The organism is Streptomyces sp. NPDC051452 (assembly GCF_044454765.1).
Classification (GTDB): domain Bacteria; phylum Actinomycetota; class Actinomycetes; order Streptomycetales; family Streptomycetaceae; genus Streptomyces.
In genome coordinates this window covers 147,302-160,947 of the sequence record NZ_JBITEB010000014.1, presented here as the reverse complement: position 1 = coordinate 160,947, position 13,646 = coordinate 147,302, and the positions used below count along the sequence as shown (strand labels likewise).

The 13,646-nt window shown below is 73.4% G+C and carries 8 protein-coding genes and 1 riboswitch; of the genes, 4 read left to right on the top strand and 4 right to left on the bottom strand.

What is annotated here, in order from left to right:
* Nucleotide 1 precedes the first annotated feature (1 nt).
* Nucleotides 2-173, bottom strand: a riboswitch (cyclic di-AMP (ydaO/yuaA leader).
* Between the two features lie 286 nt (nucleotides 174-459).
* Entirely contained in the window at nucleotides 460-2,949 is a 2,490-nt protein-coding gene (gene pcrA / locus ACIBA9_RS28230) for a DNA helicase PcrA (RefSeq protein WP_399367290.1), read from the top strand.
* An 82-nt stretch (nucleotides 2,950-3,031) separates the two neighbouring features.
* On the opposite strand, the gene ACIBA9_RS28225 is transcribed toward pcrA, so the two are convergent.
* Both ACIBA9_RS28225 and ACIBA9_RS28220 read right to left on the bottom strand, forming a co-directional pair.
* Nucleotides 3,032-4,486, bottom strand: coding sequence for a M23 family metallopeptidase (locus ACIBA9_RS28225; RefSeq protein WP_399367288.1), 1,455 nt, complete (start codon nucleotides 4,484-4,486; stop codon nucleotides 3,032-3,034).
* A 295-nt stretch (nucleotides 4,487-4,781) separates the two neighbouring features.
* Entirely contained in the window at nucleotides 4,782-5,642 is an 861-nt protein-coding gene (locus tag ACIBA9_RS28220; protein WP_399367286.1) for an esterase/lipase family protein, read from the bottom strand.
* A 223-nt stretch (nucleotides 5,643-5,865) separates the two neighbouring features.
* Here ACIBA9_RS28220 and ACIBA9_RS28215 point away from each other — a divergent pair, with 223 nt between their 5' ends.
* Nucleotides 5,866-6,288, top strand: coding sequence for a cobalamin B12-binding domain-containing protein (locus tag ACIBA9_RS28215; RefSeq protein ID WP_399367284.1), 423 nt, complete (start codon nucleotides 5,866-5,868; stop codon nucleotides 6,286-6,288).
* 191 nt (nucleotides 6,289-6,479) lie between these two features.
* Here the strand turns inward: ACIBA9_RS28215 and ACIBA9_RS28210 are convergent, their stop codons facing one another.
* Nucleotides 6,480-8,174 carry a DUF5691 domain-containing protein gene (locus ACIBA9_RS28210; protein ID WP_399367282.1) on the bottom strand — a complete coding sequence of 565 codons (1,695 nt, stop codon included), beginning with the start codon at nucleotides 8,172-8,174 and terminating at the stop codon, nucleotides 6,480-6,482.
* A 280-nt stretch (nucleotides 8,175-8,454) separates the two neighbouring features.
* The gene (locus ACIBA9_RS28205) at nucleotides 8,455-9,810 is read right to left on the bottom strand and encodes an SWIM zinc finger domain-containing protein (RefSeq protein ID WP_399367280.1); all 1,356 of its coding nucleotides are present in this window, start codon (nucleotides 9,808-9,810) and stop codon (nucleotides 8,455-8,457) included.
* Nucleotides 9,811-9,941: 131 nt separating this feature from the next.
* On the opposite strand from ACIBA9_RS28205, the gene ACIBA9_RS28200 reads away from it, so the two are divergent.
* The gene (locus ACIBA9_RS28200; protein WP_399367278.1) at nucleotides 9,942-11,114 is read left to right on the top strand and encodes an AAA family ATPase; all 1,173 of its coding nucleotides are present in this window, start codon (nucleotides 9,942-9,944) and stop codon (nucleotides 11,112-11,114) included.
* Nucleotides 11,111-13,639: a DUF5682 family protein gene (locus ACIBA9_RS28195; protein WP_399367276.1), complete on the top strand. Its 2,529-nt coding sequence runs from the start codon at nucleotides 11,111-11,113 to the stop codon at nucleotides 13,637-13,639. The genes ACIBA9_RS28200 and ACIBA9_RS28195 overlap by 4 nt, the downstream gene beginning before the upstream one ends.
* Nucleotides 13,640-13,646 lie beyond the last annotated feature (7 nt).

Genomic DNA, 13,646 nt, shown 5'->3' with positions numbered 1-13,646 from the left:
CGACTCCTTCCAACATGCCGCCTACCGGGTTAGCTGTCGGGTTCGGGCGGGTGGTTCGGAAGGGTTGCCCTACGGCGTCGTCCCGGGCGGGAGTCGGCCGATTCACCCCAGGATCGGTGGGTCCCCGGCTCCGGGCACCGTGCGGGGCGCGCCGGACTCGGCGGAGGCCGCGCGGCCCGGCGAGGTTCGCCGGAGAGGGGTCGTGCGGCCTGAGGGAAACCTAACCAACTCGTGTGACTTCTGTGAAGGTTGGTGCGAGGTATGTCCGATACATTTCCGTGACCTGAGGGCACTTTCACACCGGTGTCACCGGCCGCTTCCACAGGGTGAGGAAAAGATCGTGCCTGGTGGGGCGCTGACCGGCGCCCCGGGGCACATCCCGGCGGTGGCCCCGCTCGCGGGACCGGGTTCGAGGGACGGCGACCGGTTGTCGGTGGGGCGCCCTAGACTCGGAGAGCGATGAGCAGCCTCTTTGACGACAGCTTCCTGGCGGACCTCCAGCCCCCTCGCGGGCACGCGGAGGAGCCCCCGCCGCCCCCCGAGGACGAGCACGCTCCGGAGCCGCTTCCGGACGATCTGTTCGGCGGGAAGTTCGACGCGCCGCCGGACCGGGACGCCTACTACCGCGACGGCGCCCCGCGCCCCGCCCTCGACGCGGCGGCCCTGCTGGCGGGGCTGAACGACAACCAGCGCGCCGCGGTCGTGCACGCCGGCTCCCCGCTGCTCATCGTCGCGGGCGCCGGTTCCGGCAAGACGCGTGTGCTCACCCACCGCATCGCCTACCTGCTCGCCGAGCGCGCCGTGCACCCGGGCCAGATCCTCGCGATCACCTTCACCAACAAGGCCGCGGGCGAGATGAAGGAGCGCGTCGAGCAGCTCGTGGGACCGCGGGCGAACGCGATGTGGGTGATGACCTTCCACAGCGCGTGTGTGCGGATCCTGCGGCGCGAGTCGAAGAAGCTCGGCTTCACGTCCTCCTTCTCGATCTACGACGCCGCCGACAGCAAGCGCCTGATGGCCCTGGTCTGCCGCGACCTGGACCTCGACCCCAAGCGCTTCCCGCCCAAGTCCTTCAGCGCCAAGATCAGCAACCTGAAGAACGAGCTGATCGACGAGGAGGACTTCGCCGGTCAGGCCACCGACGGATTCGAGAAGACCCTCGCCCAGGCCTACGCGCTGTACCAGTCCCGGCTGCGCGAGGCGAACGCGCTCGACTTCGACGACCTGATCATGACGACGGTCAACCTGCTGCGGGCCTTCCCGGACGTCGCGGACCACTACCGCCGCCGCTTCCGGCACGTCCTGGTCGACGAGTACCAGGACACCAACCACGCCCAGTACGCCCTCGTGCGGGAACTCGTCGGCACGGGCGAGCGCGCCGCCGGGGACGTCGACACCCCGCCCCGCGAGGACGACCTGCCGCCCGCCGAGCTGTGCGTCGTGGGTGACGCGGACCAGTCGATCTACGCCTTCCGGGGCGCGACGATCCGCAACATCCTCCAGTTCGAGGAGGACTACCCCAGCGCGACGACGATCCTGCTGGAGCAGAACTACCGCTCCTCGCAGACCATCCTGTCGGCGGCCAACGCGGTCATCGAGCGCAACGAGTCCCGGCGCCCGAAGAACCTGTGGACCAACGCCGGCCAGGGCGCGCTGATCACCGGGTACGTCGCCGACACCGAGCACGACGAGGCCCAGTTCGTCGCGGAGGAGATAGACCGCCTCACGGACGCCGGCGAGGCCAGGGCCGGCGATGTCGCCGTCTTCTACCGCACCAACGCCCAGTCCCGTGTCTTCGAAGAGGTCTTCATCCGCGTCGGCCTGCCCTACAAGGTCGTCGGCGGCGTCCGCTTCTACGAGCGCAAGGAGGTCCGGGACGTCCTCGCCTACCTGCGTGTGCTCGCCAACCCCGAGGACACGGTGCCGCTGCGCCGCATCCTCAACGTGCCCAAGCGGGGCATCGGCGAGCGCGCGGAGGCGATGATCGACGCCCTCTCCCAGCGCGAGAAGATCAGCTTCCCGCAGGCCCTGAAGCGCGTCGACGAGGCGTACGGCATGGCCGCGCGTTCCACCAACGCGGTCAAGCGGTTCAACACGCTCATGGAGGACCTGCGCACGGTCGTCGAGTCCGGCGCCGGGCCGGCGACCGTCCTGGAGGCCATACTCGAACGCACCGGGTACCTGGCCGAGTTGCAGAACTCCACCGACCCCCAGGACGAGACCCGCATCGAGAACCTGCAGGAACTCGCGGCCGTGGCCCTGGAGTTCGAGCAGGAGCGGGAAGAGGGCGAGCAGGGCACGCTGGCCGACTTCCTGGAGCAGGTCGCCCTGGTCGCCGACTCCGACCAGATCCCCGACGAGGAGGACGGCGACGGCGTCATCACGCTGATGACCCTGCACACCGCCAAGGGCCTGGAGTTCCCGGTCGTCTTCCTGACCGGCATGGAGGACGGCGTCTTCCCGCACATGCGCGCCCTCGGTCAGACCAAGGAGCTGGAGGAGGAGCGGCGCCTGGCGTACGTCGGCATCACACGCGCGCGCGAGCGGCTGTACCTCACGAGGTCGACGATGCGCAGCGCCTGGGGCCAGCCGTCGTACAACCCGCCCTCCCGCTTCCTGGAGGAAATCCCGGGCACGCATCTGGAGTGGAAGCGCACGGGTGCGGCCGCGCCGGTGTCCTCCGGGCCGGCTTCGGGCATCGCGGCCTCGCTGTCCTCCAGTCGTTCGCGGTCCTCGGCGTCGGGGGCGTCCGGGTTCGCCACGCGGCGCGGCGCGGAGAAGCCGGTGGTCGCCCTGGCCGTGGGGGACCGGGTCACCCACGACCAGTTCGGGCTAGGCACGGTGGTCGGGGTGAAGGGCACGGGCGCGAACGCGGAGGCCACGGTCGACTTCGGTGACACCAAGCCGAAGCGGCTGCTGCTGCGCTACGCCCCGGTGGAGAAGCTCTAGCCGAAGCTCTTGGCGGAGCGGGGGACCAGGCAGTGGACGGGGTGGGCCCCGCCGGTTCGGCGGGGCCCGGCTCCGCGCGGGCTCAGGTCGGGTCCAGCCCGTGGCTGCGCAGCCAGGGCAGCGGGTCCACGGCCGCTCCGCCCGCCGGGCGTACCTCGAAGTGCAGGTGCGGGCCGGTGGAGTTGCCGGAGTTGCCGGAGTAGGCGACCGGCTGGCCGGCCTTGACGCTGGTACCGGAGGCCACGCGGTAGCTGGAGAGGTGGCAGTACCAGGTCTCCGTGCCGTCCTTCGCCGTCAGGATCAGCATGTTGCCGTAGGCGCTGTTCCACTTGGTGGTGACCGTGCCGTCGGTGGCGGCCATCACCGTGGTGCCGTAGGAGACGGGGAAGTCGATGCCGGTGTGCACCGACATCCAGTTCACGCCGGCCTGGCCGAAGTAGGCGCTCAGGCCCCGCTGCGCGACCGGCAGCACGAACTTGGGGCGCAGCCGTTCCTTGAGCGCGGCCTCCGCGGCGGCCTTCTTCTTCTCCAGTGCCTGCTGTGTCTTGAGGTCGATGCGCTCCTGTGTGCGGCTCGCCCGGTCGGCGAAGTCGTGGGCCCCGGCGGAGAGCGTCTTGAGCTGCTTGTCCAGCTGGCTGTTGGCGACCGACGGCTGCACCGCGTGCCCCTCGGCGGCGCTGGCGGTGGTGTCCGAGGGGGCGTCGTCGGCCAGGGCGCCGACCGAGGCGGCCGCGATCCCGGCGACACCCATTACACAGACCGAGGGCACGGCGACGGTGAACAGGGCGGAGCGCTTGGCGGGCGTACGACGCCTGGAGCGCGCGCGGGGCGCGGACGCCGGAGTGACCTCTTCCTGGCCCTCCAGCAGACTCCGCACGACGGGCAGTTCACCGGTGGCCGCGGGCTCGGACGAGTCGCCGGTCTGCTCGAGATCAGCGGTGTGGGACGCCTCGCCGACCTGCTCGAAGGTGGCGGTGGGCTGTTGGTCGAAGGGTTCGCCGACCTGCTCGTCCTGCTGGGGCGCGGCCTGGCCGGCGGAGTTCCACTGGGTGGCGTCGTACGCGCCGGTGTCGAAGGTCTGGGTGCCCCACTGCCACTGCTGAGTGGGGTCGGCGCCGGCGGACCGGTCGGGCTGGAGCCAGGCACCGGCGTCCCATTGCCCGCTCACGTCGTTCCCGGTCGTCTGCGCGGGGAAGGCCCAGGCGGTGGTGTCGTACGCGCCGGAGTCGTAGCCAGGGTGGTGCTGTGCCGCGTACGGGTCCTGGTCCTGGGTCTGCGCGGTGCCTGTCTGCCAGTGCGTGGTGTCGTACGCGCCGGTGTGCTGCCCGGTACCCGGCAGGCTGCCGAACAGGGGGTCGCTGTCGAAGGCCGTGGTGGCGCTCGCATCGCCCGCGAAACCGGTGGCGTCATAGCCGCCGTACGTGGTGAGGTCGTCGTAGGGGACCTCCGGTGTGCCGTACGGCGCGTAGTGCAGGTCTGAGGCGTCGGAAGCCGGGGCCGGGGTGGTCATGGTCCCCGACGGGTGACGGTCGTTCACCAACTTCTCTTTCGCCTCGACAACAGGGGCTGCCAGAGCAGTGCGGCGACTGTACCCGGCGGTATGCGGGCGCGACAATCTTCGACTGGTTTCGTGTGGGCCGGAAACGGGCATTCGGCCGTGTTTCGGGGGCGCCGGACGCGAGTTTGGCTTTGTGTTCGAAGAGTGTTCGATGTCAGGTGACGGTGAGTTACCTCTGGGACGGCTGTGCCGCGCCCCATGCGGCTCCTCCGGCCCCACGCACCGCCGTCAGTCCCCGGGCGTCATACCGCCACAGGTCGCCGTCATGCCACCGTCAGGCCACCGTCAGGCCGCCGGTCTGCTGGTCGCCGGGGTGCGTGGCGTCGAGAGCCTCGCGTATCCCCGCCGCCACGGCGGGGTGCACGGGCATCGCGAGATGGCCGATGCCGGTCACCCGAACGTTCTGGGTGTCGAGGTCGGGGTGCTCCAGACAGGCCGTCTCCAGCGGAACCATCACGGAGTCCAGGTCGCTCCAGAAGCTGACGAAGCGGGTACGGCAGCCGGGCGCGGGCCGGGCCAGCTCCTCGATCACCTCCGAGCCGGGCCGCATCTGCCGCACGATCGGGTGCGCGTTGGCCAGTGGCGCCACCCGGGTCCCGGAGTGCGGGGTGCCGAGGGTGACGAGCGTGCGCACCCGAAGGTCCCCGCCCAGACACTGCACGTAGTAGCGGGCGATCAGCCCCCCGAGGCTGTGCCCCACGATGTCGATCCGCGCACTGCCCGTGCGCTCGCAGATCTCCTCGACATGCCGGCCGAGCAGCTCCGCGGCGATGCGGATGTCGCAGGTCAACGGAGAGTAGTTGAGTGACTCCACCCGCTGTCTGCCGTGCTGGACGAGGCTTCGGCGCAGCAGCACGAACACCGAGCGGTTGTCGATGAAGCCGTGCAGCAGGACGACGGGGGCGCCGGGCCGGACCGGCAGGGCGAGGGTGCCGTCGGCGGCGGACGGCGCACCACCCGGGGCGGCGCGACGCTCCTGGATGAGGCCTGTCGGGTAGAGCAGGAGGTGACCGGCCAGGATGGCCGCCTCCAGGGCCGTCGCCTTCAGCAGCGTCATGGACAGGCCGGCCAGCCTGCCGGGCCACAGAAGGCGGCATAGCGGGAGGAAGAGTGGCGACAGCCCGTTGACCTTCATGGCCGACCTCCCGTCGGCACACCGGGAAACGGCTCGGCCCCCGTGTGCCCTCATGTCCCACCATGTGATTTCCCCCTCGCGGCGTCCCGTAAAACTGCCGCTTGCGGGATGCTGGAGATAACGTTCGTTCACTTCACGACGGGTGGCGGCCCGCGCCACGAGTGCGGTACTTGTCGTTACGGGCGGAAGCGATCGCTTCCGTGGTCGTCTGATGGAGGCAGTGATGGGTGTGGCAGCCGGTCCGATCCGCGTGGTGGTGGCCAAGCCGGGGCTCGATGGCCACGATCGCGGGGCCAAGGTCATCGCGCGTGCCCTGCGCGACGCCGGTATGGAGGTCATCTACACCGGGCTCCATCAGACGCCGGAGCAGATCGTCGACACCGCGATCCAGGAGGACGCCGACGCGATCGGGCTGTCCGTCCTCTCCGGGGCGCACAACACGTTGTTCGCCGCGGTGATCGCGCTGCTGAAGGAGCGGGAGGCCGAGGACATCCTCGTCTTCGGCGGCGGCATCATCCCGGAGGAGGACATCCCGCCCCTGAAGGCGAAGGGTGTCGCGGAGATCTTCACACCCGGGGCGACGACCACCTCGATCGTGGAGTGGGTCCGGGAGAACGTCCACCAGCCGGCCGCGTCCGGAGGCTGAGCGTCGGCCGGTCGTCCACGACGGCGAGTGACGGCCCGGCCGTCCACCATGGCTGGGTGGCGGCCGTCCGCGCCCGCCGAACAAGTGTTCCCGTACGTCTCAACAGTGCCCGCGGGCGGCGCCTGCCGTGATCGGGCGGGCGCCCGCGGCCGCCGAGCGGGTCCCTGTGGCGGTCGGCCGGGCGCCGGTGGTCACCCGGCGGGTTCCCGCGGCGGTCGGCCCGGTGGTGTGGGGCCGAGCTCCGCCGCCATGTCCGCCCGCAGCCGCAGCGTGGTGACCAGCCGCTGGAAGGCCTCCGCCCAGTACCCGCCGGCGCCGGGCGCCGCGTCCTCCCGCTCGTCGGGTCTCGCCAGCAGCGCCTCCAGCCGGCCGGTCTCCGCCGGGTCGAGGCAGCGCTCCGCAAGCCCCATCACCCCGCTGAAGCTCCACGGGTAGTTCCCCGCGTCCCTGGCGATGTTGAGGGCGTCCACGACCGCCCGGCCGAGCGGCGCGGCCCAGGGCACCGCGCACACGCCGAGCAGCTGGAAGGCCTCCGAAAGGCCGTGGGCCGCGATGAATCCGCCCACCCACTCGGCCCGTTCCGCCGCATCCAGCGCGGCCAGCAGCTTGGCCCGCTCCGCCAGGGAGACCGCCCCCGGCCCGCCCGCCTCCGGCGCCGACGGCACACCGAGCAAGGCCCTGGACCAATCGGCGTCCCCCTGTCGCACCGCTGCCCGGCACCAGGCCGCGTGCAGCTCGCCCTGCCAGCCGTCCGCCACCGGCAGCGCCACGATCTCCCGCGCACTTCGGCCACCCAGCCGCTGCGGCCAGGTGCCGAGCGGCGCGGCCTCCACCAACTGCCCCAGCCACCAAGACCGTTCCCCACGGCCGGCGGGCGGTTTGGCCACCACACCGTCCCGCTCCATGCCGGAGTCGCACTCCGGTGGCGCCTCCACCACGATCGTCGGCGCGTCCCCCGTGCGGTCCAAGGCCACACACGCGGCGGCCCGTACGGCCATGCGCGCGCCGAGCGCCGAGTCCGGCAGCGTCGACAGCAACTCGGCCGCCATCGCCCGGACGTTGCGGCTGCGATCGCCCAATGCCCGCTCCAGGAAAGGCTCGTCCTCGGCGGACAGGCCCACGCGCAGCGAGTCGAGGAACATCAGCCGGTCCTCGGCCCGTTCCGTCGCCCAGGTCGAGGCCAGCAGATCACGGGCGAGTGCGGGCGTACGGGAGCGCGACAGCCCCAGCAGGGCCACCCGCTCGGCGAACAGTCCTTCCCGCCACAACCGCCGCACCGCTTCGGGGTCGTCGGGGGTGGGCAGTGCCGTCCCGCCGCCGGGGGCCGCGCGCAGGGCGAACCGCCAGTCCGGGTTCAGCCGGGCCAGCCACAGCGCGCGGGGACCCGCGAACGCCAGCGCCGCCGGACGCAGGTCCGTACGGCCCCGGGCCGCGTCCAGCAGCGCGGGCAGTGTCTGCGGGGGCGCCGCGTACCCGTGCGCGTCCGCGGCCGCGAGCCACTGCGGGAGCAGCTCCGTGAGGTCGGGGGAGCTGCCGCGCCGGCCGCCCGACGTGCCGCCGGAACGGTCGGCCAGCAGCAGCGCGAGTCTGCGAGCCGCCGCCGGAGGCAGCGCCGGGCGCGGATCCTCGGGGGCCCGTTCCGGCCGCCGCGCCGCCCGCCCCGGCCGCAGCCCGGCGCGCCGCCGTACGGTCGCCACGGCGGCCGCGTCCAGCAGGGTGACGGGAGCCGCCCGGCCGGGCGCGCCCTGTGCCGGAGGACGCCGGTCGGTGCCCAGCAGGGCGTTGGTGACGAGGTCCTCCCAGGGCGCGGCGGGGGGTGCCGGGGGAATCCGGGACGGGTCCGCCTGAGCTGTCGGGGCTGGGGTCGGGGCTGGGGTCGCGTTCATGTCCGTCCCTTCGGAAAGCCGTGCCCGAGTGGCCGTCGGTTGAGGTGGCTGGAGTGGCCGGAGTGGCCGGAGCGGTGCCAGGACGGCGGGGTGCGGCGGCCGGCGCGGTGCTCGGGCCGTGGGGTGTGGTCACCGGAGCGCTGCTTGGGTGGAGAGGTGCGGTCATCGATACGGCGCTCGGGCTGTGGGGCGGTGCGGTCGATGTGACTCGTGCGCTGTCCGGTGGGCCGGTGGCCGACCCGGCCCCGGACGTGTCCGATGCCAATCAAGGACGGCCGGCTCAGCACAGCGCCACCGCCTCGCCCGCTCCCTGCGGCCAGACCGTGAGCGGGGTGAAGCCACGGTGACCGCACTCGCCGAAGACCTTCACCGGGGCGCCCCCGGACACGGCCACCAGACGCCACAGGCCGGAGCGGACACGGGCGCCCCGGGACAGCGGCAGCGCCGCGTCCGTGTCGGCGTCGGCCAGCTGCCACCAGTCACCGTCCGGGACCGGTACCACCCGGTCCAGGGTCGCCGGGACCGACTCCAGCCAGGGATCGTCGCGCAGGGCCTCGCCGTACCCCGCGACCGCCTCGGCCGTGGTCACACCCGGGGGCCGGAAGGTGGCCGGGGCAGGCGGGGCGAAACGCTCGCCCAGCGTGGCCCGTGACTGACCGGCGCCCGGGTGGACGGACAGTTCCGCGTCCACGACCAGGCCGGTCGGCAGCGCCAGTTCGGGGGCCCGGCCGGCCGCGCCATAGGAGAGGAGCAGCCTGTTCCGTCCCGACTCGGCGCCGTGCAGCCATATCCGGCGCGTCGTCAGTTTCGGATCCACCGTGTCGTACTGGGCGAGCACCAGCCAGCGGTCGCGCACCCATGGGCCGTCCGGCGAGGCGGGCAGGCCGAGCCGGGAGCGGACCGTGGCCGCGAGGGCGTCCGGCAGCCCGTCACGGCGCAACCACGCCTGGTCGAGAAGGTGCAGCAGCGCGCACTCCTCCAGCAGCCGGGCCGGCCAGCCCGCACCCGACGCCGGGATCGCCCCCAGCTCCCTTATGCGTGAGGCCAGTCCGGGGGCCTGGGCGTCGACCATCCGGGCCGCCATCTCGTCCCACAGGCCGTATCCCGACTGCTCGGCCGAGGACAGGCCGCCGCGCAGCAGGTCGGCCAGGCGCTGCTCCAACTCGGTGGTGCCCGCCGTGACCCGCTCGGCGCGGCGCTCGGCCCGCCGCCGAGCGGCCTCCGGATCCGCGGGCCCGGTCGCAGAAGCCTCCCGGGCCGGCGCCCGCTCGCCCGCTGTCCGGCCCCGTCTGCCGGAAAGCCACTGACCGGCCCACTCCGGCGGCTGCGCGGGCGACGGCACCGAGCCGTCGTCGCCCGCCCACAGCAGAAGCAGCCCGAGCGCGTGCTTGCACGGGAACTTGCGGCTCGGGCAACTGCACTTGTACGCCGGACCCGACCCGCCGACGAGGTCCACCACCGTCTGGTACGGCCTGCTGCCGCTGCCCTTGCACAGCCCCCACACCGTCCCCTCTCCGCTCCCCGTCTCGGACCACGGCCCGGCCGTACCGAGCTTGCTCCCCGCCTTGCGTGACGCGACGTCAGGCGCCAGTGCCAGCACCTGATCCGCGGTCCAGCGCACCCCCTGCTCAGTCATGTCACCGACGGTAGGTCCCCCCACTGACAACGGGCCCGGCGAGCGCGTTCGTGCAGGTCAGGGCGATTGTCAGTGGCGTGGTGCACGGTGGAGTCAGATTCGAACCGGCCGAGCTGGAGGGGGCCTCAGCCATGTCTGTGTCCGTGCAGTCCGTGCAGTCCGTGCAGTCAGCGCGGTCAGTGTCCGCGCACCCGACGACCGTCGAACCGAGCGGCGGGGAGGCCGCGCAGGTGCTGCGGCCGCACGCCGAACACGCCTTCGCCGCCGAACTCGCCGCGCTGGCCGCGCAGGACGACCGTCCGCGGCCGGCCCGCTGGAAGCTGTCGCCGTGGGCGGTGGCGACGTATCTGCTCGGCGGCACCCTGCCGGACGGCACGGTGATCACACCCAAGTACGTGGGGCCGCGGCGGATCGTCGAGGTCGCCGTCACCACGCTCGCCACCGACCGCGCCCTGCTCCTGCTCGGCGTGCCCGGCACCGCCAAGACCTGGGTGTCGGAGCATCTCGCCGCCGCCGTCAGCGGTGACTCGACCCTGCTCGTGCAGGGCACCGCCGGCACCCCGGAGGAGGCGATCCGCTACGGCTGGAACTACGCGCGGCTGCTCGCGCACGGCCCGAGCCGTGACGCCCTCGTGCCCAGTCCCGTCATGCGCGCGATGGCCGAGGGGATGACCGCCCGCGTGGAGGAACTCACCCGCATACCGGCCGACGTGCAGGACACGCTGATCACGATCCTGTCCGAGAAGACACTGCCCGTCCCGGAGCTGGGCGAGGAGGTCCAGGCGGTCCGCGGCTTCAACCTCATCGCCACCGCCAACGACCGCGACCGGGGCGTCAACGACCTGTCCAGCGCGCTGCGCCGCCGCTTCAACACCGTGGTGCTGCCGCTGCCGGAGAGCCCCGACGCCGAGGTCGACATCGTCACGCGCCGCGTGGAGCAGATCGGCCGCTCCCTCGACCTGCCGGCCGTGCCGGAAGGCATCGAGGAGATCCGCCGGGTCGTGACCGTCTTCCGTGAGCTGCGGGGCGGCGTCACCGCCGACGGACGGACGAAGGTGAAGTCGCCGAGCGGCACCCTGTCCACGGCGGAGGCCATCTCCGTCGTCACCAACGGCCTGGCACTGGCCGCGCACTTCGGCGACGGCGTGCTGCGGCCCGGGGACATCGCCGCGGGCATCCTCGGCGCCGTCGTCCGTGATCCGGCGGCCGACCGGGTGGTCTGGCAGGAGTACCTGGAGACCGTCGTCCGCGAGCGCGAGGGCTGGACGGACTTCTATCGAGCCTGCAGGGAGGTGAGCGTATGAGCGACTCCGGCCGGAACACGGCCTGCGATTCCGGGCCGCTGCTGCTCGGTGTGCGGCACCACGGTCCCGGTTCCGCGCGGGCGGTGCGGGCCGCACTGGACGCCGCCCGTCCGGACGCGGTCCTGATCGAGGGGCCGCCCGAGGCCGACGTGCTGATCCCGCTGGCCGCCGACCCGGAGCTGCGGCCGCCGGTCGCCCTGCTCGCCCACGCCGTGGACGAACCCGGCCGCTCGGCCTTCTGGCCGTTCGCCGAGTTCAGCCCCGAATGGGTGGCCATCCGCTGGGCCCTGGAGCACGGCGTCCCGGCCCGCTTCATCGACCTGCCGGCCACGCACACGCTGGCCTGGGAGAAAGAGCGGAAGGAGGAGACGGGGGAGACGGAGGAGACGGACCACACCGAGCCCACCCCGGCCCCCACCAAGGTCACTCCCGAGGGTGCCGGCGAGGCCCGCGGCGCCGACGGGGAGCGAATCCGGGTCGATCCCCTCGCCGTGCTCGCCGAGACCGCCGGGTACGACGATCCCGAGCGGTGGTGGGAGGACGTCGTCGAGCATCGGGGGCCGGGCGGGCCGGAGTCCTTCGCCCCCTTCGCCCCGTTCGCCGCGCTGGCGGAGGCCATGGGGGCGCTGCGCGAGCGGTTCGGTGACGGCGGGCATTCCCGGGACGCCGTCCGGGAGGCACACATGCGTCTCCGGCTGCGGGACGCCCGCAGGGAGTTCGGGGACGCGGTGGCCGTGGTGTGCGGCGCCTGGCACGTGCCCGCGCTGCGCGAGAGGACCACCGTCGCCGCCGACCGGGCGCTGCTCAGGGGGCTGCCGAGGGTCAAGGCGGACCTGACCTGGGTGCCCTGGACACACCGCCGGCTGGCCCGGTCCAGCGGATACGGTGCCGGCATCGACTCGCCGGGATGGTACGGGCACCTGTTCCGGGCACCGGACCGGCCGGTCGAACGCTGGCTGACCAAGGTGGCCGGGCTGCTGCGCGAGGAGGACCGGATCGTCTCCTCGGCTCACGTCATCGAGGCCGTGCGGCTCGCCGAGACCCTGGCGGCGATGCGCGGGCGCCCGCTGCCCGGCCTGGGCGAGCTGACCGACGCGGTGCGTGCGGTGATGTGCGACGGCTCGGACGTGCCGCTGGCGCTGGTGCACGACCGGCTGGTGGTCGGGGACGTCCTGGGCGAGGTCCCCGAGTCGGCTCCGGCGGTGCCGTTGCAGCGGGACCTGACCCGGCGCCAGCGCTCGCTGCGGCTCAAGCCCGAGGCGCTGGAGCGCGAGCTTCAGCTGGACCTGCGCGGTGACACCGACGCGGGCCGCAGCAGACTGCTGCACCGGCTGCGGCTGCTCGGCGTCCGCTGGGGCGAACCGACCGCCTCACCGGGGAGTACGGGCACCTTCCGGGAGACCTGGCGGCTGCGCTGGGAGCCGGAGCTGTCCGTACGGGTCGCCGAGGCGGGCATATGGGGGACGACCGTGCTCGCCGCGGCACAGGCGAAGGCCGAGGCGGACGCGACCGCAGCACGCGCCCTCGCCGATGTCACCGCCCTCGCCGAGCAGTGCCTGCTGGCCGGCCTGCCGGACGCGCTGCCCGTCGTCATGCGGGTGCTCGCCGACCGGGCGGCCCTGGACACGGACGTCGGCCACCTGGCACAGGCGCTGCCCGCGCTGGTCCGCTCGCTGCGCTACGGCGATGTGCGCGGCACCGACACCGGCGCGCTGACCGGGGTCGCGGCCGGGCTCGCCGAGCGGATCTTCGTCGGCCTGCCCCCGGCCTGCGCGAGCCTCGACGCGGACGCGGCGCAGGAGATGCGCGGCCATGTGGACGCCGTGCACACGGCGGTCGGGCTGCTGGCGGAGACCCTGGCCGGTGCCCCGGCCGGGGACGCGGGAAGGGCCGGTGCCGCCGGTGCGCCCAGCCGTGGCCGGTGGGGTGTGCCGGGCACGGCCGGGGCAGGAGGCGCGGCCGCCGCCGCTCACGAGGACCTGCGGGTCCGCTGGCGGGACGTCCTGCGCGGGCTCGCCGTGCGCGAGAGCGCGCCCGGTGTCGTCCGGGGCAGGGCCGTCCGGCTGCTGCTCGACGACGGCGCGCTGGACGCCGACGAGGCGGCACGGCTGATGGGGCTCGCGCTGTCGCCGGGGACGCCGCCGGCCGATGCGGCAGCCTGGGTGGAGGGTTTCGTCGGCGGCGGAGGCGGCCTGCTGCTGGTGCACGACGAACGGTTGCTCGGCCTGGTCGACACCTGGCTGACGGGGGTGCCGGCCGAGGCGTTCACGGACGTCCTGCCGCTGCTGCGGCGCACGTTCGCGGCCTATGAGCCGGGGGTCCGCAGAACCCTCGGCGAGCTGGTCCGGCGTGGGCCGGGAGAACGCCCGGGAGCCGGCGGCCGGGAGGCCGTGACGCCCGGCTTCGCCGCCGAACCGGACACCGGGCGGGCCGACGCCGTGCTGCCGGTGCTGCGCCTGCTGCTCGGCCTGGACGCCGGGCACGTCACGAGCGACGACGACAACCTCGCGGGGGTGGGCAGATGACGGGACG

What these genes read in the sequence shown, in the direction of transcription:
- ACIBA9_RS28215 (WP_399367284.1), top strand. Translation starts at nt 5,866, where the DNA reads ATGGGTGTGGCAGCCGGTCCGATCCGCGTGGTGGTGGCCAAGCCGGGG.
- ACIBA9_RS28200 (WP_399367278.1), top strand. Translation starts at nt 9,942, where the DNA reads ATGTCTGTGTCCGTGCAGTCCGTGCAGTCCGTGCAGTCAGCGCGGTCA.
- ACIBA9_RS28205 (WP_399367280.1), bottom strand. Translation starts at nt 9,810, where the DNA reads ATGACTGAGCAGGGGGTGCGCTGGACCGCGGATCAGGTGCTGGCACTG.
- ACIBA9_RS28220 (WP_399367286.1), bottom strand. Translation starts at nt 5,642, where the DNA reads ATGAAGGTCAACGGGCTGTCGCCACTCTTCCTCCCGCTATGCCGCCTT.
- ACIBA9_RS28195 (WP_399367276.1), top strand. Translation starts at nt 11,111, where the DNA reads ATGAGCGACTCCGGCCGGAACACGGCCTGCGATTCCGGGCCGCTGCTG.
- ACIBA9_RS28210 (WP_399367282.1), bottom strand. Translation starts at nt 8,174, where the DNA reads ATGAACGCGACCCCAGCCCCGACCCCAGCCCCGACAGCTCAGGCGGAC.
- pcrA (WP_399367290.1), top strand. Translation starts at nt 460, where the DNA reads ATGAGCAGCCTCTTTGACGACAGCTTCCTGGCGGACCTCCAGCCCCCT.